The sequence below is a fragment of the Psychroflexus curvus genome, assembly GCF_020164585.1.
Classification (GTDB): domain Bacteria; phylum Bacteroidota; class Bacteroidia; order Flavobacteriales; family Flavobacteriaceae; genus Psychroflexus; species Psychroflexus curvus.
This window is the reverse complement of the sequence record NZ_JAIQZF010000001.1, coordinates 1-20005: the sequence shown is the minus strand read 5'-3', so window position 1 is coordinate 20005 and position 20005 is coordinate 1. Positions and strand designations below refer to the sequence as shown.

Genomic DNA, 20005 nt, shown 5'->3' with positions numbered 1-20005 from the left:
ATCCGAAGGATTCATATGATTATAGCTTATGAAGCTAGAAATTAATACGACCCTGTCAGGGTCGAATAGAAGCATGGTTGAATATCTATACCTATATCATCCCTTCAGGATGGATTAACCAATAATGAATCTCACCAAAGCTATTGGTTTCAATAGAAGAAATTAACCCGAGCAAAACGTTTATTTTTATAAGCTAAGTAGACAGGCTTAAACTAGCGTCAGAAACAATGGACTAGTTGACTGGTTTAAACAGACTATTTGATTACTTCAAATGCTCTTGCTAGAATAAAGAATCCGAAGGATTCATATGATTATAGCTTATGAAGCTAGAAATTAATACGACCCTGTCAGGGTCGAATAGAAGCATGGTTGAATATCTATACCTATATCATCCCTTCAGAATGGATTAACCAATAATGAATCTCACCAAAGCTATTGGTTTCAATAGAAGAAAATCAATCACAGGTTAGAGCGTTTGAACTGGTTGACTAATTGAATAATATACTGGCTGACTTGCTAATTTAGTCGATATCCGTTATGATTTTGATATTTTCTTTCACTACATTGGATAGTTCTTCAGGTAATAGACCTACTCGTTTAAGGAGTCTTTTGTTATCAATCGCACGAATTTGATCCATCATAATATCACAAGGCTGATTTACGTTTGCAACTCCGTCTCTAACATGAACCTTCAATATTTCTAAGTCTTTTTTAACATTGGTCGTTAAAGAGCTAACCAAATTTGACGGATGAGATACATTGTTGAGTAAATCGGTCTGAATAACCAAGACGGGGCGGGTCTTACCGGGTTCGGTTCCAATTTGAGGATTTAAATCTGCAATCCAAATTTCAAATTGCTTAATCTGCATCTTCGATTTTTTCAAATTCTTTAAGCACAGCCATAGAATCTTCCTTAACAAGTTCTGACTCCTTTTTTAGTTTTTGTTCGATGATTTACTTACGTTGAAGTTTGTTATATAAATCTAAAGCCTCGTTAATGTAACGGTTACGTGGTTTTTTTGATTTTACCAAGGTTTTTTTCGGTTTCACCGAAAATTGAATCGTCTATTTTTAAAGATACGGTTTTCATATGCTTATTTATTTTACATATATATATTCTTTTAATACATCAAAAAAGTATATTAAAAGTTTAAATAATTATCTGTAGTTATTATACCAGTGAACTGGTCGACCAGTCTACCGGTTTACTAGTTAACTAACAACTCAAAGACTCACGTCTATCCACTACTTCTTCTTCCTCAGCTTCAATGCGCGGTCTGGATAGTCGGTGATAAGACCATCAACGCCGAATTTAAGCAGGGTCTTCATTTGCTCTGTCTCATTGACGGTCCATGGAATGACTTTCATTCCTAAGTCATGGGCTTCACTGACCAGCTTTTTAGTAACCAAAGGAAAATAGGGGCTGTAGATTTCAGGTTCGAAACCCAATTCCGTTAATGCAGTCTCAAAATCAGTGTTATACACTAAAGCGGCAAGTCTTACCTCTGGATAGGACCTGTGCAATTCCTGTAATATTCTGAAATCAAAGCTTTGCAGATTCACCCGTTTCAATTTGGTTTCTTTTTGAAGCACCTCCATCACGAGTTTAACAAAATCCGCTGGTTTTGGATGATAAAGCTCATCGCCCTCGGGAAGGCTTTTCAATTCAATATTGTACTTGATCTTCTTACCGTGATTTTTACTCAGGCTATCCGCCATGTTTAGGACTTCTTTGAGTAAAGGTTTGTAAGCCGACTCTAGTTCCTGCTCTGGAAACGCAGGGTTAAGCTTGCTTCCGCAGTCAAAGGCTTTGACTTCCTCATAAGTCAGTTGATAAATATTGAAGACCTTTTCGTCATCTTTTTTGATGGCGTTGCCATCGGAGTCTAGACAGATATCTGCATTCATCCAGGGCTCATGAGAGACGACTACCTGATTGTCTTTGGTAACAACCACATCGAGTTCAAGCGTGTTTACCCCAAGCTCCAAGGCTTTTTGAAAGGCCTGCAGTGTGTTTTCAGGTGCGAGTCCTCTGGCTCCACGATGCCCCTGAAGATCGAATGCATAGGTCGTAGATTTTGAGATTGCGGTCTCTTTTTGAGATTGAGCATGCAACGAGGGTAAGGTGAGTAAAAGCATAAATAGATAGTTCATTACTTTTTGATTTTTTCCTGAATAAAATTTTGAGAGGCTTCTAAAACTGATTTCCAATCCTGGGATCTCAATTCACTGGCGATGACATGATTCCTGGTTTCTGGAAACGCTTGTTTCTGTTTTAGATCTTCTGGAGTTCCTAATTGGTCGTACATTTCAAGCATAGCTGAAACAGAGACGACCTGATCTTGTTCTTCTTCGCTTTTATAGTAATACGCCATAAAAACAGGTGCTGTCACAGCATTAAAAGTGTCGGGAGTCATGGTTTCTTTAAGCATACCGATGAGTGCAACGTAGGCATTGATATGGTATTCGGTTGACCAGTAGTTGGATTCTGGCTCTGGACGGTCCGTTTTCTGAACTTCACCTCCAATCATAGATTTGAACATCTCCCGACCTTGAGGAGTCGTAATCTGGCTCATCATGGGGTTTTTAAGTCCTACAAAAGGTGAATACAGGACCAATCCAGCGATATCTTCATGCTTCGAAGCTAAATAAAGACTTAAGGTCCCCCCTGTTGACGTGCTTATCAAAACCACTTTATCTCCAAGTAGTCTTCCAATTTCTAAAGCTTCTTCAGCGGATTGTAAATAGTTTTCTTTTGTCAGTTGCTCAAAGCCTTTCACTCCACTTCTGCCGTGTCCTTTGAGTCTGGCATAAAACACATTGGCTTCAAATTCTTCTGCCAATTTGGAAACCACTGGCTCTGCTTCCATTCGACTGGCACCAAATCCATGTAGGTATACAAAAACCAAGGCTGTAGGAGACTCTGTGTCATTTGCCCAGGAAATCATGGCATTGTTGTCTTTTTTCAAATCTGAAACTTCAGCTTCCTGCTCCTGAATCCATTCGTCGATGGTTTCATTGGTATAGGTTGAAATAGCCTGAGCGGAAAGCTGTGGAGAAATCCACAGCATCCAACTCATGACTACCAATTTTAAAATGCTTTTCATAAGTATCCTTCAGGTTATAAAACTAATTAAAATCTAATTGAAAATTGTGCTCCAAAAAATCTGGGCGGGCCAGCAATAAAGGTTGGAATTCCAAAGGCTCCACCAGTATTCCCAGCGTCGATAATAAATTCTTCATCCAGAGCATTGGTCATGAAAAACGTCAATTCTTTGGTATCATCCAACCTAAGCCCTGCTCTTAAATTTAATAATCCATAAGCCTCTTGCGAAATGTTGGGTAAATTGGTTTCTTCAAAGAACACTTCAGATTTGAAGGAATACGTAGGCAGGAAAAAACCTTCTAACCGGTCAGATAAAGGAAAACCGATATTACCGCCAAGCGAAAACGAATGTTCCGGGGTTAACCTAAAGCGGTTACCTGCCAAAGCCTGCTCGTTTCCGTCTTCATCAACATCATCAAATGTAGCATCTATGTAGCCGTAATTAGCAAAAAAGCTTATATCCTTACTCACAGCATATTGGAAAGAAGTTTCGAATCCATAGGATGTTGCACTCCCACTATCGTTTGGAATGATTACCAAACCATCAACAGGATCCAGTCTTGCTATAGTTGTTTGGAAGTTTTGATAGTCATAGTAAAAGGCATTCGCATCAAACTGTAATCTGTTTTTCAGAAATAGGGATTTAAACCCTAATTCGTAAGACCATACGGTTTCATCAGATAACACGTTGACGTCGGATGCGGTCACGTTTATGACATTAGGTCTTCGACCTCTGGCGATGTTTCCAAAGACGGAAATTTCGTCGTTGAAATCATAATCCAAAGCAAAACGCCCTACAGCTGAGGTGAAATTTTCACTAGCGCTTCGTCTCCCATTCGTTGGTGCAAAAAGGTTATTGGGGAATGAGCCTAAAAAATTACCAAGCAAGCCAGGTTGATCCGCATTTTCTACCTCTAGCCCTGCGTTGATGTTTTCCCAGGTCGCTCTTAAACCAAGAGTTGCGGTCAATTTAGTGGTGATATCGTAAGAACCATCAACAAATATATCTCCGGAATAGTTTTCACCGAAGTTTGTTGACCTCTCCTTGTTAAATTCTAGTAAAGGGGCTCCCGCTAAAGGTCCAAAAGCAGGGTTGTTGGGAATAGTTGGTAAAAACTGAGGAACACCATTCACCACTAAGTTTTCAATATTGAGTAATAAAAGTGCAAAACTCTGTTCATTGGTTTCAAAAGGAACCGACTGCGAACCATCTTCAGCAAAGAAATTAACTCCGAAGAAACCTCTGAACTTGTCTTGAGTATCGAAATTAAACCTCAACTCCTGACTGAATTGCTTACCTTCAGATTGCTCTCTGAAAAATAACACGGGAGCAGCTGTACCATCTGCATCAAAAGCCTCATCGGAATCAAATTGACGGTAAGCCGTAATCGATGTAAGATCCCAGTTTTCATTAAAATCATGTTTCAGAATTCCAGTGATTCCCCACACCTCTCTATCCAGTCCCAGGGCTTCACCCCGTTCGAGGTCTGCGAATGTATTTGGGTTTGTAGTCCCTCCACGTGGAGCAAAAGTTCCACTTTTAAAGGAAGTTCCCGGTGGAGTATCGCTTTGCCAGTTAGCAATGACATCTAATGTTGTGCGTTCTCCCATGAGGTATTTTAAGGAAGTTCTAAAGGCCAGGGTTTCTTTTCCGTTGAGGTCTCCACCAGATAGATTGTCTATAAAGCCATCGCGTGCATTATATATTCCTGAAAATCTCACAAAGAGTTTATCCTCCACCACTGGTGTATTGACATGGCCAGTAATAATACGCTGATTATAATTTCCATAGGCCGCTTTAAGAAAGCCTGATTTTTCATTTTTAGCTTTATTCTGAATCAGATGTATGGCACCAATTTGAGCGCCACGACCAAACAGAGTACCCTGAGGTCCTTTTAAAACTTCAACACGTTCCATATCGTAAAGTTCAACCACAGAGCCTCTGGATTTACTAATAGAAACACCATCCTGAAAGACAGAAACTCGTGGCTCTACTCGTGAATCTCCACTATCTGATGTAATTCCACGAATCACAATACCAGGGTTGTTCACACTCTGTATTTGAATCTGAAGTCCGGGTACAAATTCTGAGAGCGCATCGTATTCAAAGGTGTTGGTGCTCTCTAAAAATTTACCACCATAAGATGTGATAGCTATTGGTACCTCCTTGTTCATTTGTTCTCGCTTCTAAGCGGAAACCATAATGCCATCCAGCATATAATTAGCTTCATTAAGCGTGACATCCAGCTGCATATCTCCTGAAACTTCGATAAGCTTTTCAATAGTTTCAAAACCCAAATACGTCACCTTCAAAGTGTAGCTGCCTTCTGGAATAGTATTGAGTTGATATTTTCCCTTAGAATTGGTCACCGTCCCTTTATTGAGTTCAGGAATCATCACATTTGCACCGGGAATTAAATTTCTTTCAGCATCTCTTACTTCTCCTGAAATAGAATACGATTGTGAAAAACTAGTTAAGCTAACTAAACCTAGCAGTACTGTCAAAAAATAAATCTTTCTCATTGTTGTTTTTTTTCCAAAAGTAGCCGTAGAAAACCGAGACAACTTTAAGAGAAAAGCATCAAAATGTTAACAGACTAGTGAAAATTATTAAAGAAATGTTAAGCAGATTATATAAAGACTTATTTAATTGACACGCCATTAACGTAGAGATAAATTTCCATTAACACCTTTCAACTGAAATCGCATCATCACTGGCAAATGATCTGAAAGTAAGTTGGTGTTCGATATGGTTTTTGCGTCAATCATTTCAATAAAATCTGAGGAATAAAAGATGTAGTCTATTTTTACTTTGGGGGTTTCGGCGCTAAATGTATAATTATCATCTCCAAAATTTGTCACCTGACTTATTGAGATGGCATGTCCGAAACCAGGCTGACTGTAAAATTTCTGCATCAGTGAAGCTTCCATAGGCAGTAAAGATTCATTAAAATCACCAAGCAATATGGCTGGTCCTTTAGCAACAAGGGCTTTAAACGTATCAAAAACATGCTCTAAATGAATAGCTCTGGTTTTCTCACTAAACGCTTCAAGATGAATATTCATCACAGACAATTCTCTGCCATTGATCGAAATTTTTGAGGTCTGAATCAGTCTGTCCAGGTAAAAGTCATTGTAATAAAAAGGCCGATCCACAGGTTTCTCCAAAACCTCAACAGTATTGGATAGTATAGGATATCGACTTACCAGAGCCTGACCAGATTGGATTTTTCCGAACTGAAGATGGACTGGCCAGTAAGGAAAGGGAACATAGTTTTTATCCCAGTTTATGGCTTTAGCAGCAAAATTGTAGTTCCCTTTTTTCTGAATTAATTCAAGTTGATTTACTTCAAAACTTCTGGAACTTCCAAAATCAATTTCCTGCAAGGCCAGAATCTCTATTGAATTTTCATCTAAAAGCTGGAGTAAGCTATTGGCATTAGCATCGAAGAGCGCTTTTGTTCTTTCCACAGCTTTGTTGTTGGTCATGCCGGATAAATAACCAATATTGAACGTCATGATGGATAAGGTGTCCTTTTCTAAAGCTTCTGAAGTTGAATTGTTATAAATCGCGTACCTGTCAGTGTCTGTATTAAATTCACCAGAAGAAGCCCAGATATAAAATCCAAGAAAAGCAATAACGATCAGAACGAGGCTTACAACTATTTTTTTCATGACAGAAATTTTTGTTTAAAGCACTCAAATTTGGATGTATCTCAGGTTAAATCTATATCATGAAATGTTTATCTTAATTAGATATGAGATGTCAGATTTAAGATATTGGACTTGGTTACTTTAAACCAACTCTGCTTTTAAAATCTCCTTACAAATAATTTTGCCTTCCTCTAAGCTCAATCCCTTAGCTAAGGCTGGATTGGAGGCACAGGCTTCTTTCCATCCCTTATTTGCGATTTCCATAATATACGGGAAGGTCACGTTGGTCAGGGCTAAAGTGGAGGTGTAAGGCACTGCTCCGGGCATGTTGGTGACGCAGTAATGCACCACATCGTCTACGATATAAGTCGGGTTTTCGTGAGTCGTTGGTCGGGTAGTTTCAAAACAACCACCCTGGTCTACGGCCACATCGACCATCACCGTACCGGGCTGCATGTCTTTGAGCATGTCTTTGGTGATCAGTTTAGGCGCTTTTGCTCCGGCTATCAGTACGGCCCCAATAATCAAGTCGGCCGTTTTGATGTGCTTTCTGATGTTGTATTCGTTTGAAAAAGCAGTAATGACATGACTAGGCATGATGTCGTTGACATAGCGAAGCCGTTTCATGCTGATATCAAAAATAATGACGTGGGCACCAAGACCTGCGGCCATCTTGGCCGCCTGTATCCCCACCACACCTGCGCCCAGCACCAGCACTTTTCCCGGGGTGACACCAGGCACACCGCCTAAGAGAATTCCCTTCCCTCGAATAGGCTTTTCGAGGTACTTGGCTCCCTGTTGTGTAGCCATACGACCGGCAACTTCAGACATGGGCGTGAGTAAAGGCAAACTCCCGTCGTCGTCCTGAACCGTTTCATAGGCTATACACACGGCTTTGGAGTCTATCATGGCCTGAGTGAGCGTCTGGCTCGAAGCAAAATGAAAATAGGTAAAAATAATCTGACCTTCTCTAGCTAAGCTGTATTCTTCTTCGATGGGCTCTTTGACTTTCACAATCATTTCAGCTACCTGATATACCGATTGAATGTCAGGTAGAATTTCTGCCCCGGCTTCTCTGTAATCCAAATCTGTAAAACCACTGGCTAAGCCTGCCTTAGATTGAACATATACCTGGTGCTTGCTTTTGGAAAGTTCAAACACACCTGCTGGTGTAATGGACACCCGACTTTCATTGTTTTTGATTTCGATTGGCACTCCTATTTTCATAATGACATTATTTTAATATACCCCCTATTAATTTAGGGGTAAATATAAAATTTATGTCTAAATAAATAACAAGACCCCTTTTTTTTATCCATTTATTTTTTTAAAAAAAAATTCAAGCCTTTGCTATACAAAAGAGGTTCTGCGGTATCAAAACAAAGACAGCTTCAATTTTTGCTTTACCTTTTCTCTGAAGTCGTGCGGATAGGTTTGGTCTCCCATAAAAATATCGGTCATATACTCAGATGCACGTTGTCCGTATTTTTTCAAAAGTATATTGCACAAGGTTTTATTTTCATAGAAAAAACCAGCGAGTTTAACACCCAGTCTAAGTTCCGGCAGTAGTTTTTTATTCAACTTTTCATCATAAAGCTGAATGGCTTTTTCCAAATCCAATTCGCTTTCTACTATAGCTCTAACAGCTAATTTTCCACTGTAAATCGCATTGGAAATGCCTTCTGCTGTCAATGGGTCTGCAAAGCCTGCTGCATCTCCGATTAAGAACACATTGTGTTTTACAAAACCATCCTTTCGGGGTATTATTGGAATAATAAAGCCATGAGCCTGTTCTTCTAAAACTTCTGTAATCCCGAGCATTTTCAAATAGTCCCTGTAGTAAGTTTTTAAATCTATGCTTTTTTTTGTTTTAAAGAAATTGACTACACCAACCGATAGGTGGTTTTTCTTCGGGAAACTCCAGCCGTAGCCAAAAGGAATCACGTCCATATCAAATCGGGCCGAGGTCGATAAACGCTCAAAGTCTTCCTCCGGTACTTTTATTTCATATTCCAGGGCCGGACACATCTTACGGGATTCTTCCCAGCCCGCTAACTTAGCCGTTGGACTCAAAGCTCCATCGGCAGCTATAATAAATTTAGCTTGAATCTTCTGGTTAGAAGTTGTCAAAGTCGTGTATTCATTCTGAAAATCTAATCCCGTCAATTTTTCACCTTGCAGAAGTTCTACTCCAAGCTCCTGAGCTTTCTGCACCATCAAAAAATCAAATTCATCGCGCATGACCATGCTGATAATCGGATGTTTTCGCACCGTATTGAGTGCTAATTGTTTGGCATCAAACCTGATGTCCACATCAAAAAATTCACGTTCCACTGCTGAAGTTATATCAAAAGGCATGTTTTTTCTTCCTCTAAATACAAATCCGCCTCCACAGGTTTTATAGCGTGGCAAAAGCTCTTTTTCAATAATTACTGTTTTTAAACCGTTTTTTGCAGCTTCAAACGCAGCACTGGCCCCTGAGGGTCCGCTACCAATAATGGCGAGATCGTATGTTTTCATAAATTGGTTTATATCTAGGGTGAAAATAAATTATTTTTTGAAAATAGAATCAGGAAAAAGAAAATAGAGGAAAGAACAAGGAAAAAAGAGAAAAGAGCAAAGAGACAAGAGCAAGGAAAGAAGAACAAGGAGGATGGAATAACGAATCACGAATTAGGAGAAACGAGGCACGACGGGCGAATAGTGAGTAGTGAGTAGTGAGTAGAAATAATTATTTTTTGAACATAGAATCTGGAAAAAGAGAAAAGAGCAAAGAGAAAAGAACAAAGAGAAAAGAGAAACGATGAACCAATTTCGAAGCAGGAGACAGGACAATTAAGTAAAGAGTAAAGAGTAACAGGTAACTATTAAGGAATAAAGAACCACGATACACGACGGGCAAGGAACTAACCACGAGAAACTAATAACTAATGACCAATCACGAACCAGTCCACCAACTCACCAGTTCACCACCTCACTAAAATTTTCAAAAAAACAGTACATTTAAGTTTTAAAACCTATACCTATGACTGCTTCTGTTGTTTTTCAAATCGTCAACACCTTCGTCTTACCAGCCTGGCTGATCCTCATTTTCTTCCCTTCCAAATCCTGGCGGAATCCTGTGATTTACGGCTTTTCCATAGCTATGGCTGTCGTTTACCTCGTTTATGTCATCACGGGCCTGGGAAATTTTGATATGGAGTCGTTCAGTGAACTGGAAGGCATCAAAGCCATGTTCACCTCCGATGAGGCTGTACTGACCGGCTGGGTGCATTATCTGGTGTTTGACCTGCTCGTAGGTAACTGGATTCTGAATCAGTCGCGAAAACACGAGATTTCTCACTACCTGATTATTCCCTGCCTGCTGCTCTGCTTTATGTTTGGTCCGGTGGGCTTTCTGCTGTACGCGATTATTAAGCTGGTTAAAACTAAAAAGTTGAATTAGGTTTTAGGATGTAGGATTGGAGATTGTTGATTTAAGAACGAAGACTAAGACGAAGGATTAGACTAAGACAAGAACCAGGACGAACATTTAAGAAATAAAAAAAGCCCTGCAACTGCAGAGCTTTTCCTGAATAAAAATTAAAAACCAATCCATTACATTTTCACATCAAAACGGTCGAGCTCCATGACTTTAGACCAGGCCTTGACAAAGTCGTTGACGAATTTTTCTTTTGAATCTGCCGTTGCATAGACTTCCGCTATGGCTCTTAACTCTGAGTTGGAACCGAATATTAAATCAGCGCGGGTAGCCGTCCATTTGACCTCATTGCTTGCTCGGTCTTTCCCAATAAACACCCGTCTGAACTCATCTTTGGCTTCCCACTTGTTGTTGATGTCCAGTAAGTTTACAAAGTAGTCGTTGGTTAGTTCCCCTGCTCTTTCGGTGAAAATACCGTGTTCCGTATTGTCATAATTAGCGCCTAAAGCTCGCATTCCTCCCACCAAAACGGTCATTTCAGGAGCGGTAAGCGTCAGTAACTGTGCTTTATCCACCAGCAGTTCTTCCGTGGTCAGCGTGTAACGCTTGCCCTGGTAGTTGGTAAATCCGTCTGCCATAGGCTTGAGCAATTCCATAGATTCCACATCGGTTTGTTCCTGTAAAGCATCGGTTCTTCCCGGGGTGAAGGGAACTGCTACGGTATATCCTGCTTTCTCAGCGGCAACTTCAATTGCGGCATTACCTCCAAGCACAATCAGGTCGGCAATAGATATTTTTTTGCTGGAATGCTTCTCATTGAATTCCTTCTGAATAGCCTCGTATTTAGCCAAGACTTTATCCAATTGCTTTGGATTATTGACTTCCCAGTTGCGCATAGGCTCCAATCGGATTCTGGCCCCATTAGCTCCTCCTCTGCGGTCTGAATCTCTGTAGGTTGAGGCTGAATTCCAGGCGGTAATCACCAGTTCAGAAGTCGTTAAACCTGAGTTTAAAATATCTGACTTTAACGTCTCGATATCCGCTGCCGTAATCTGGTCGTAATCCGCTTCCGGAATCGGGTCCTGCCAGATGTAATCTTTGGCAGGTGCTTCTGGTCCAATGTAAGTGGATTTAGGCCCCATATCTCTGTGGGTGAGTTTAAACCAGGCATCGGCAAAGGCCTTGTTGAATTCTTCCGGATTTTCATAAAAGAATTTAGAAATCTTTAAAAATCCAGGATCCTTAATCATAGTCAGGTCGGTCGTAAACATGGTTGGCTTATGAAACTTGCCTTCGATGTGCGCATCGGGATAGTTAGCTTCCGCCTCATTCGCGATCCACTGGTATCCTCCTGCCGGGCTTTTCGTCAGTTCCCATTCGTTTTCAAACAGCGACTTAAAATAACCCTGACTCCATTCTGCCGGAGTTTTAGTCCAGATCACTTCCAGTCCGGAAGTGATGGTATGTTCTGCCTTACCAGATTCGTATGAACTCATCCAGCCTAACCCCTGATTTTCAATGGCTGCTGCCTCAGGTTCGGGTCCCACATGCGAGGCTGAAGCTGCTCCGTGTGACTTGCCAATGGTATGCCCTCCGGCGATGAGCGCTACCGTTTCCTTATCGTTCATTCCCATACGGCCGAAGGTTTCACGAATACCGGCTGCCGCCAGAGCCGGATCCGGTTTTCCGTCCGGTCCTTCCGGATTCACATAAATCAGTCCCATTTGTACCGCTGCCAGGGGACGCTCCAGGTTGCCTTCCACATCGTAGCGTTTGTCGTTGGCCAGCATTTCATCTTCCGGTCCCCAGTACACAGTGCTGGCAGGCTCCCAGGTATCTTCACGACCCCCGCTGAATCCGGTGATCTCCAGTCCCATATCTTCATAAGCAACCGTTCCCGCCAAAATCATCAGGTCTGCCCAGGATAAACTCCTGCCGTACTTCTGCTTGATCGGCCAAAGTAATCGTCGCGCTTTATCCAAATTCGCGTTATCCGGCCAGGAGTTGATGGGTGCAAACCTCTGCTGACCATCCCGTGAACCCCCGCGGCCATCTGCAGTCCGGTAGGTTCCGGCACTGTGCCAGGACATCCGAATAAAAAACGGCCCGTAATGCCCGTAATCGGCTGGCCACCAGTCCTGAGACGTGGTCATCACTTCAACTAAATCGGCTTTAAGCTGCTCGTAATCCAAAGCAGCAAAAGCTTCACGGTAGTTGAAGTCTTCGTCCATCGGATTGGACTTCGCCGTATGCTGTCTTAAGACGCTTAAATCTAAGCTATTGGGCCACCAGTCTTTACCACCGGTTCTTTTGGTCGGTGCAGTTTCGGTTTCCACCTCCGCTGTTTTGGCCTGCATCTTGGCGTGAGGATTTTCACCGTCTTTCACCTTGATGCGGATTCCTGTAACAGGACAGGTCTTGTACTCAGCTTCAGCGCTCTGCTGGGCAAACACAGCGACTGTAAACAAACTGAATGCAGCAATTATAAAATTTTTCATAGGTCTAAATAATTTGATTTGAACTACAAATTTAGCCGCGAAATCCATTCCTCAAACGTTTGAAAATTATAGTTTTTGATAAGAGCATAAGGCTTTCTGATAGTTAGCGTTTCTGGTATTGAAATTAGCTATGTATCAACAGAATAACTTAGGTGGGATTGGAGATTGGAGATTGGGGATTGGAGATTTTTGAATGCTGATTTTTGATTTAAGATTTATGAAAATAGAGAAAAGAACATAGAGCAAAGAGGATTGGAGATTGCTGATTGTTGATTGCCGATTGTTAATTTTTGATTTATGATTTATGAAAATAGAGAAAAGAACATAAAACAAAGAGGATTGGAGATTGCTGATTGTTGATTTAAGAACGAAGACCAAAACGAAGACGATAGGAGAATTGTATCGAAGCCACTGTGCACGAATTACGAGACAAGAACCAGGAAACAGGACAGTTAGGGAGTAGGTGTTAGGTATTAGGTTTTTTGACCTTCCCTAAATAGCGTTGACCGTTCAGGCTTCACTGTTCACCGTTCACTTTTGACAAACTCTGCTGCCTGAGCCTGCCTTCCAAGGGGACCGCAGGCAGGTGATTCGACGATAGGAGAATTGCGTTGCATTGAGCGGAGTCGAAATGTATCGAAGCCACTGTTCGCAAATCACAAGACACGACAGGAGTAGTGAGTAGTGAGTAGTGAGTAAAAATATAGAGAAGAACAGAGAGAATTGAACAAAGAGGCATGACAAACGAGGAACGAATCTCAAGACACGGGCACGACAAACGAATAACGAACTAGGAAGTGTGATTTACTAGCAACTAACAACCATTGAACGAGCCAAAAGCTTAAGGCCAAAGGCAAAAGCATACATCATTCTTATGGCCTGATTAAATTAAATCCGTTGACCAGTTGATCACCTGACCATACCACCACATCTCCAAATTACTATTTCACCACTGCACCGTTTTAAAGTTCCACCAGGATATCCACCAGCTTTTGATCCAGGTCACGGATGGCTTTGGCGTAAATGTCATCCCATTGCGCAAGCTTGTCTCGATTTTGCAATTCAATCTGGTACTGTATGCCCGGTAGAATCCACGAAGCGTAACCGCTAAACGGGTCTGAGGAGGCGTATAGGGATTTGTACCAGTCGCCGTAAGGCATGCCTTCGGGATATAAAAAGCTTTTTTCCAAAGCCAGCAGCTTCGCATTCAGTGCTTTCGCTTCCTTTTTGCTTATCGTTTGACTTTCAAGCTGTTCCGAAAAGGCTTTCGCCACCAGGTTAGCAGTAGCTTCTAAGCTGGATATCGCAGCGGTTGAAGCCTTGAACCCGGCAAAATCAGAATAAAAACCCCTCACCTGCTCTTCGGCATGATTGAAGTGGGCATCCAAATCAGTCGCATACTTCACCACATCGTAAGGCAGCAGCGTGGCATTAGCCAGACGCAAACTGAGGGTCCCCATGACCGCTTCCACGGTAGGCCCCATTTGAAATTCGGGATCGACGAAGTTTTCGTAAAAAAAGAAATCGTCGTAGTTGGTATGGTAAAGCGTCGGGCCGCTGGCACCCCCACTGAGGGAGGGCACACCGGCATGCATATAGAAAGCGATGTGATCTGAACCACCACCCAGGTTGCCGATGCTCGGGGACTCCTTGTCTTTGGACCAGTGCTCGTAAACCGTTTCGTCGGTGTAGGGATAATCTACATTCTGGGTCGCCTGAGCAAGGACGGTTTTAAGGCTTGGAGAGGCCGCTGCTCCGAAATTCTTACCCGACACAGCGCCATCCAAATTGATATAGGCCACGGCTTTGGCTTTGAGCTCGTCTTTGAACTGCTCTACCCACTCGCTGGACCCAATCACACCGTGCTCCTCGGCATCCCAGTGTGCAATGAGAATGGAACGCTCCGGACGCATACCGTTTTTGGCCATCTCTCCCAAGGTTTCGGAAAGGCTCAGCAGCATGGCAGTGCCCGAGTTGGGATCGGTAGCGCCAAAGGCCCAGGCATCGTAGTGGCATCCCAGAATGATCCACTCGTCGGGATGGGTTTTGCCTTTTAGCGTACCCACCACATTGTAAACCTCGGTAAACTCTTTAGGCTGCTCCACTTTTAGCCTGACTTTCAAATCGGAGCCGCCCTGAAGTCTGTAGGTGTATGGCAATCCGCCCTGCCAGTTGTGTGGAACGGCATCGCCTGTCATGTGCTTAAAGATATTATCGGCTGCGCCGTAGGAAATGGGAGTCACCGGAATGGTGTGCAAACCAGCTTCTGTCGGATCGAGTCGCTCCGGTGAGTCTTTATGATCCCGTGGCAAAGCCGGTTCGTAAGGCGTTAAGGGATCGCCGGTCCAGTCGGCAGTGAGCAAGGACCCGCGTTGAATGCCACTATCGTTGTAATACACGCCTTCCGGAAATACCAGTCCGCGCGTAAAACCTGAATCTTTGGGGTCGGTATAAATAATAAGTCCGGCAGCCCCGTAAGCTTCGGCAAATTTGGCTTTATAGCCACGGAAGTTCCCCCCGTAACGGGCGATAACGATTTTATCCTTCACCGATACCCCGAGTTCTTCCAGCTTTTCAAAATCGGCTTTGGTGGCGTAGTTGGCATAAACTACCTCAGCAGTGACATCGCCACTTCCGGAATAGGCATTCCACCCTTTGACCAGTTCGGGATGGCTGGAAAACGGATCATCGGTCAGGGCATTTTCCTGCTGATCCAGAACAATGGCTTCTGGCGTAATGACTTCTACCAAAGACTCACCAGGACCGCTGCTCATATAGACGTCGTAGGGATAGGTTTTTACATCCAAACCGGCCTCACTCATACTTTTAACCATGTAGTCCTTCACCTTTTCGTTGGCTGGGGTTCCGGCGATGTGCGGGTTTTCGGTCAGGGTTTTGAGATGGGATTTGAAGCGGGTTTTGTCTATGCTTTCCCGAAACTGAGCTTCAAGTTGAACTTGTGTTTTGGCGCCTTCCGGGCTATAACCCGTCAGATCCTGGGCTTGTAATGCGATTCCTGCAAGCAAGCTGAAACTAATGATAATACCTTTCATTCTTTGATAATTTTAAGATTCTGGAGATGAATTTACATAATTTTAAGACTCTGGAAAGGGTTGAAAGTTAAAATGAAGAGGAATTTAGTGGTAAGAGATGAGTTTTTGAGTAATGAGTAATGAGTAATGAGTAATGAGTTAAAAATTTAGAATTTAGAATTTAGAATTCAAAATTGGTGAAGTCGAGTTCTCGATACGATTTGCTACGCTATCGCTCCACAAATCACTCGAACTGACAGTGATCGAGAAACGCTGTCACTTTGAGTGTTTTGTTTGCTTCCTAAAAGCAAACGAAAAGTATCGAAAAGTTAGACAGGTGTAGTTTAATTCACGATGTAATTTTATAATGAAGTTGAGTCGAGTTCTCGATACGATTTGTTCCGCTATCGCTTTACAAATCACTCGAACTGACAGGGGCTGGAGTGATAAACAATTTTTGCCTAATTTTAAAATTAAATATCTCAATTTATGTATTGCGTTTATATCCTTTTATGTTCTGATAAAACATTCTATACTGGAATTACATCAAATTTAGATAAACGTATAAATGAGCATCAAAGCGGGAAGCATTTTGGAAGTTATACGTTCAATAGAAGACCTGTTGAATTAGTGTATTACGCCGAATTCTCAGAAGTTGAAAGAGCTATTTCTACGGAGAAGCAAATTAAAAAATGGTCTAGAGCTAAAAAACAAGCTTTAATTGATGGTCATTATGAAAAACTTCCTAACCTCGCTAAAAAGAAGTTTGGCAATAAATTTAAGTGAAATTTATGACGACGTTGGGCTAAGTTCTCGATACATCCCGACAAAACCTGTCGGGACACTCGAACTGACAATGATCGAGAAGCGCTATCACTTCGAGTGATTTTATGGAGTGTAACGAAATAAAATCGTATCGAGAAGTGGTTCGTTCTAAAAGCACTAAAAATGTTTCCGTTAGGCCGAGTTCTCGAAATGTCACTTCGAGTGGTTTTATGAAATGAAATGGAATAAAATTGTATCGAGAAGTGCTTTCTTAAATCATATCTATCAAAAAAAATTGTTCACGTTAGGTCGAGTTCTCGATACATCCCAACAAAACCTGTCGGGACACTCGAACTGACAATAGTCGAGAAGCGCTGTCACTTCGAGTGATTTAGTTGCTCGCCAAGAGCAAGTAAATTATATCGAGAAGTGGTTTTGTCTCAAAGCATGAATTCAAAATTGTTCTCGTTGAGTCGAGTTCTCGATACAATTTGCTACGCTATCGCTTTACAAATCACTCGAACTGACATGGGCTCGAACTGACAATAATCCTAGTTCTTCTTAAAACTGCAAAAGACAAAGTTTTGAATAGCTCCAGAAGGCGTCTCGTGATCTACAGTCCTGCAGCTAACTTTTTCAAAATAAGGTTTGAAGATGTCGGTCATGCTGGTTTCAGAATACTGCTGAATCTCTATGCCACTGCATTTGGTAGGGCCCTGCTCAGAAAACGTACCCATCACCAGCAGGCCGTTAGGTGCAATCCCTTTTTGAGCAATAGTAATGTAGGCGGATATTTCCTCTTCCCGGGTTAGAAAATGAAAGGCGGCCCGGTCATGCCAGACGTCATAGAGGCGTTCAGGCGCAAAGGTCGTCACATCCGACACTATCCAGAGGACCTGCTCCGCTTTGCTGCCCAGGCGTTCCTTGGCTCTTTCAATGGCTTCTGCCGAGATATCCAGCACCGTGATATCCTTGTAACCACGCTCCAGCAGGTGATCAACCAGCAGGCTGTCGCCACCCCCTATGTCGATAATTTTGGCTGTTTTAGGCACCTCAAATTCTTCAAAGAAACTCAAAGAGGTTTCGGGCGTGGGCTGAAACCAACTGACGTCCTGAAGGGCTTTGGTTTGGTATATCTTGTCCCAATGGGACTTGCGGTTGAACTCTGACATGCTTGTTCTATTTGGAATTGTTGCAAAAGGCTACTATTCTAAATGCAATATCAAAAATTAAATACTCTTGAGTTGAATTATAAGCTAAAAATGTTTTGTTAGAGTTTGTTTAATGTTTAGTTTTAAAGCTATGCTATTTTAACCAAACTTCATGAACCAACTTCCCTTCTCTCCTGATATTAATAATAATGCTTTAGCCAGTATTTTTAATCACACCTCAGCAACTTATAAGTTCTATTGGTTTATAGGAATAATTGAAGAAATTGAATTAGGTTCTAAAGAAATTCAAAAAGAAAAAGTTTTTGCAAGAATGGTTGCTAATGCATGGTATCCAGTCATGTACTTTAAATTATCTTTTGGTGTGCAGGATAAACTAGCGAGTATTATAAATGATTTATACGATTCCACTTCTTTATCTAAAAGTAGTGACAAGAAAAAAATAGTAAATGGGTTATTAAAAAACAAAAATGACGATCTAACAAAAAACCTTTATCATCTTGATAATTTAGTTCCGTACAGGTTTTTGAGTCCCTGGTTTAAAACAAAAAGCACCAATGGTAAAAATGTATATGAGGAATCCCAGAAAGATTTCATGGATACATTGTATCGTCTATATCAAGATAAAATCATAGTAAATGACAATTGGTACGATTACATCAGATTGAATGCAAAAATTATCAAAGACTTTATTTATTGGAATTTAGCATTATTCATTCAAAAGAGAAATCCAAGTACTCCAGATATAATTAGTAAACTTATAAAGCCTGCTAAAAGAAATACATTAACAAAACAGCGTAGAGAATTTTGGAACATTTACTTAACGGAAAGACCATATACAAAATGCATATTTACTAATGAAAAAATAGATATTAATAATTACGACGTAGATCATTTTGTGCCCTACTCCTTTGTTTCACATGATTTAATTTGGAATTTAATTCCAATTAATTCAAGTTTTAATAAAACTAAGAATAATAAAGTTCCGAGATTCGATTCTTATTTTAATTCTTTTTACAATATACAATCAGACGCAATAAAGTTTTTTGGCAAATCAATGCCCAAAAAATATAAAGAAGAATACTTGTCAGTTTTTCCAAGGTTTACAGAAAATCAAAATATTAGATTTGATAATTTTAAAGATGTGATAAGTCCATTAATAACAGTAGCTCATAACAATGGTTTTGAATTTTTAGAATAGATACCATGACTACAAAAAACATTAACTCACACCGCACCGCCAAGGAACGGGAAAAGATGTCCTACCCGACCCGGCTTTTACTCGAAAAGAAGCTGATACGTGGCAAAAGCCTTGATTTTGGTTGTGGTTTAGGAAAGGATGTGGAAGAACTCAAGGCCAAAGGCATGGACATCACAGGCTATGATCCACATTATTTTCCGGACTATCCCGACAAAACTTTCGATACCATTCTGTGCCATTATGTTTTGAACGTCCTTCAAAGTCAGGAGCAAGCCAGAGTGCTTTATCAGATCTCAAAGCTTTTAAAGTTTGGTGGTAAAGCCTACTTCAGTGTGAGGCGAGAGATTACAAAAGCTGGTTTTAGAACGCACTTTGTCCATAAGGTACAGACTTACCAAACCAATGTCATCTTACCTTTTGAAAGCATTTTTAAAAACGATAACCTAGAAATCTACGAATACCAGCATTACTGCTATCTAAACCAAAACAAACCGGAAGTGAGTCCGTTTTTTGAACGCCTGGAACCCAAGGAGCAGGTGGGTGAACTGGCCAGCTGCTTTGCCTTTCGGGATAAGTTTCCTGTTTCTGAAGGACACACCTTAGTCATTCCTAAAAGAAAGGTGTCTGACTATTTCGAACTCAGTTTTAGAGAGCAATCTGCTTGTTGGTTTTTGATTAACCTGATTAAAGCTGACTTACAAGACCGATTCAATCCTGATGGTTTTAACATTGGTATCAACATCGGCGAGGCAGGCGGGCAAAGCATTCCCCATGTCCATATCCACATCATTCCTCGCTATACAGGCGATGTGAAACATCCGCGTGGCGGGGTGAGAGGCGTGATTCCCGGGAAAAAGGAGTATTGAACGTTTCTGGCTATGATTTCGTTGCGGAAAAATCCGCAGGATTCTTTCCGTTGTAGCCGAAAGATAGTAAAATAGCTTTGAATTCCGCCAAGGAATTCAACCGCAATGAATTATAGCCTGTGTGCCTGTTGCACAACTCAATTTCTTGCAAATATATAGAATTGATTGGCATTGAAAAGTTTGGAATTGATTATCTTTAGTAATGCAAGGAAAAAAGACTTATCAAGAGAAATTGTTCACTCGATTCTTATTGAGTGAACGCATCCCCGAAGAGAATTTTTATCGCAGATTAA

At 41.3% G+C, this 20005-nt stretch carries 15 protein-coding genes; 4 read left to right on the top strand and 11 right to left on the bottom strand.

From position 1 onward, the window contains the following. Window positions 1-521: 521 nt before the first annotated feature. From LB450_RS00075 to LB450_RS00040, 8 genes are all read right to left on the bottom strand, one after another. Window positions 522-869, bottom strand: coding sequence for a type II toxin-antitoxin system PemK/MazF family toxin (locus LB450_RS00075; RefSeq protein WP_224485777.1), 348 nt, complete (start codon window positions 867-869; stop codon window positions 522-524). A gap of 376 nt (window positions 870-1245) precedes the next feature. Further along, complete coding sequence (locus LB450_RS00070) at window positions 1246-2154, bottom strand: glycerophosphodiester phosphodiesterase (protein ID WP_224485776.1); 909 nt, start codon at window positions 2152-2154, stop codon at window positions 1246-1248. Next, entirely contained in the window at window positions 2154-3107 is a 954-nt protein-coding gene (locus LB450_RS00065; protein WP_224485775.1) for an alpha/beta hydrolase, read from the bottom strand. The genes LB450_RS00070 and LB450_RS00065 overlap by 1 nt, the downstream gene beginning before the upstream one ends. Window positions 3108-3133: 26 nt before the next feature. After that, window positions 3134-5281, bottom strand: a complete 2148-nt coding sequence (locus LB450_RS00060) for a TonB-dependent receptor (protein WP_224485774.1) — start codon at window positions 5279-5281, stop codon at window positions 3134-3136. Between the two features lie 12 nt (window positions 5282-5293). After that, the gene (locus LB450_RS00055) at window positions 5294-5629 is read right to left on the bottom strand and encodes a carboxypeptidase-like regulatory domain-containing protein (protein ID WP_224485773.1); all 336 of its coding nucleotides are present in this window, start codon (window positions 5627-5629) and stop codon (window positions 5294-5296) included. Window positions 5630-5767: 138 nt separating this feature from the next. Further along, window positions 5768-6781, bottom strand: a complete 1014-nt coding sequence (locus LB450_RS00050) for an endonuclease/exonuclease/phosphatase family protein (RefSeq protein WP_224485772.1) — start codon at window positions 6779-6781, stop codon at window positions 5768-5770. 120 nt (window positions 6782-6901) lie between these two features. Further along, window positions 6902-7987, bottom strand: a complete 1086-nt coding sequence (gene ald, locus LB450_RS00045) for an alanine dehydrogenase (RefSeq protein ID WP_224485771.1) — start codon at window positions 7985-7987, stop codon at window positions 6902-6904. Window positions 7988-8134: 147 nt separating this feature from the next. Then, window positions 8135-9280: a geranylgeranyl reductase family protein gene (locus LB450_RS00040; protein ID WP_224485770.1), complete on the bottom strand. Its 1146-nt coding sequence runs from the start codon at window positions 9278-9280 to the stop codon at window positions 8135-8137. Between the two features lie 505 nt (window positions 9281-9785). Here LB450_RS00040 and LB450_RS00035 point away from each other — a divergent pair. Continuing rightward, entirely contained in the window at window positions 9786-10205 is a 420-nt protein-coding gene (locus LB450_RS00035) for an ABA4-like family protein (protein ID WP_224485769.1), read from the top strand. Between the two features lie 152 nt (window positions 10206-10357). Here LB450_RS00035 and katG read toward each other — a convergent pair whose 3' ends face one another. Both katG and LB450_RS00025 read right to left on the bottom strand, forming a co-directional pair. Further along, window positions 10358-12679, bottom strand: a complete 2322-nt coding sequence (gene katG / locus LB450_RS00030; RefSeq protein ID WP_224485768.1) for a catalase/peroxidase HPI — start codon at window positions 12677-12679, stop codon at window positions 10358-10360. Window positions 12680-13641: 962 nt separating this feature from the next. Then, the gene (locus LB450_RS00025) at window positions 13642-15732 is read right to left on the bottom strand and encodes a M28 family peptidase (RefSeq protein ID WP_224485767.1); all 2091 of its coding nucleotides are present in this window, start codon (window positions 15730-15732) and stop codon (window positions 13642-13644) included. 468 nt (window positions 15733-16200) lie between these two features. Here LB450_RS00025 and LB450_RS00020 point away from each other — a divergent pair, with 468 nt between their 5' ends. Beyond that, window positions 16201-16497 (top strand): GIY-YIG nuclease family protein, encoded by a 297-nt coding sequence (locus LB450_RS00020; RefSeq protein ID WP_224485766.1) that lies wholly within the window; start codon window positions 16201-16203, stop codon window positions 16495-16497. A gap of 530 nt (window positions 16498-17027) precedes the next feature. Here the strand turns inward: LB450_RS00020 and LB450_RS00015 are convergent. Next, window positions 17028-17648: a class I SAM-dependent methyltransferase gene (locus LB450_RS00015; RefSeq protein WP_224485765.1), complete on the bottom strand. Its 621-nt coding sequence runs from the start codon at window positions 17646-17648 to the stop codon at window positions 17028-17030. A 151-nt stretch (window positions 17649-17799) separates the two neighbouring features. Here LB450_RS00015 and LB450_RS00010 point away from each other — a divergent pair, with 151 nt between their 5' ends. Both LB450_RS00010 and LB450_RS00005 read left to right on the top strand, forming a co-directional pair. Continuing rightward, a complete protein-coding gene (locus LB450_RS00010) occupies window positions 17800-18846 on the top strand; it encodes an HNH endonuclease domain-containing protein (RefSeq protein ID WP_224485764.1) in 1047 nt (348 codons plus the stop codon). Window positions 18847-18851: 5 nt separating this feature from the next. After that, entirely contained in the window at window positions 18852-19712 is an 861-nt protein-coding gene (locus LB450_RS00005) for a bifunctional class I SAM-dependent methyltransferase/HIT family protein (RefSeq protein ID WP_224485763.1), read from the top strand. Window positions 19713-20005: the final 293 nt, after the last annotated feature.

What these genes read in the sequence shown, in the direction of transcription:
- LB450_RS00065 (WP_224485775.1), bottom strand. Translation starts at nt 3,107, where the DNA reads ATGAAAAGCATTTTAAAATTGGTAGTCATGAGTTGGATGCTGTGGATT.
- LB450_RS00010 (WP_224485764.1), top strand. Translation starts at nt 17,800, where the DNA reads ATGAACCAACTTCCCTTCTCTCCTGATATTAATAATAATGCTTTAGCC.
- LB450_RS00060 (WP_224485774.1), bottom strand. Translation starts at nt 5,281, where the DNA reads ATGAACAAGGAGGTACCAATAGCTATCACATCTTATGGTGGTAAATTT.
- LB450_RS00025 (WP_224485767.1), bottom strand. Translation starts at nt 15,732, where the DNA reads ATGAAAGGTATTATCATTAGTTTCAGCTTGCTTGCAGGAATCGCATTA.
- LB450_RS00075 (WP_224485777.1), bottom strand. Translation starts at nt 869, where the DNA reads ATGCAGATTAAGCAATTTGAAATTTGGATTGCAGATTTAAATCCTCAA.
- LB450_RS00055 (WP_224485773.1), bottom strand. Translation starts at nt 5,629, where the DNA reads ATGAGAAAGATTTATTTTTTGACAGTACTGCTAGGTTTAGTTAGCTTA.
- LB450_RS00050 (WP_224485772.1), bottom strand. Translation starts at nt 6,781, where the DNA reads ATGAAAAAAATAGTTGTAAGCCTCGTTCTGATCGTTATTGCTTTTCTT.
- katG (WP_224485768.1), bottom strand. Translation starts at nt 12,679, where the DNA reads ATGAAAAATTTTATAATTGCTGCATTCAGTTTGTTTACAGTCGCTGTG.
- LB450_RS00015 (WP_224485765.1), bottom strand. Translation starts at nt 17,648, where the DNA reads ATGTCAGAGTTCAACCGCAAGTCCCATTGGGACAAGATATACCAAACC.
- LB450_RS00070 (WP_224485776.1), bottom strand. Translation starts at nt 2,154, where the DNA reads ATGAACTATCTATTTATGCTTTTACTCACCTTACCCTCGTTGCATGCT.
- LB450_RS00020 (WP_224485766.1), top strand. Translation starts at nt 16,201, where the DNA reads ATGTATTGCGTTTATATCCTTTTATGTTCTGATAAAACATTCTATACT.
- LB450_RS00005 (WP_224485763.1), top strand. Translation starts at nt 18,852, where the DNA reads ATGACTACAAAAAACATTAACTCACACCGCACCGCCAAGGAACGGGAA.
- LB450_RS00035 (WP_224485769.1), top strand. Translation starts at nt 9,786, where the DNA reads ATGACTGCTTCTGTTGTTTTTCAAATCGTCAACACCTTCGTCTTACCA.
- ald (WP_224485771.1), bottom strand. Translation starts at nt 7,987, where the DNA reads ATGAAAATAGGAGTGCCAATCGAAATCAAAAACAATGAAAGTCGGGTG.
- LB450_RS00040 (WP_224485770.1), bottom strand. Translation starts at nt 9,280, where the DNA reads ATGAAAACATACGATCTCGCCATTATTGGTAGCGGACCCTCAGGGGCC.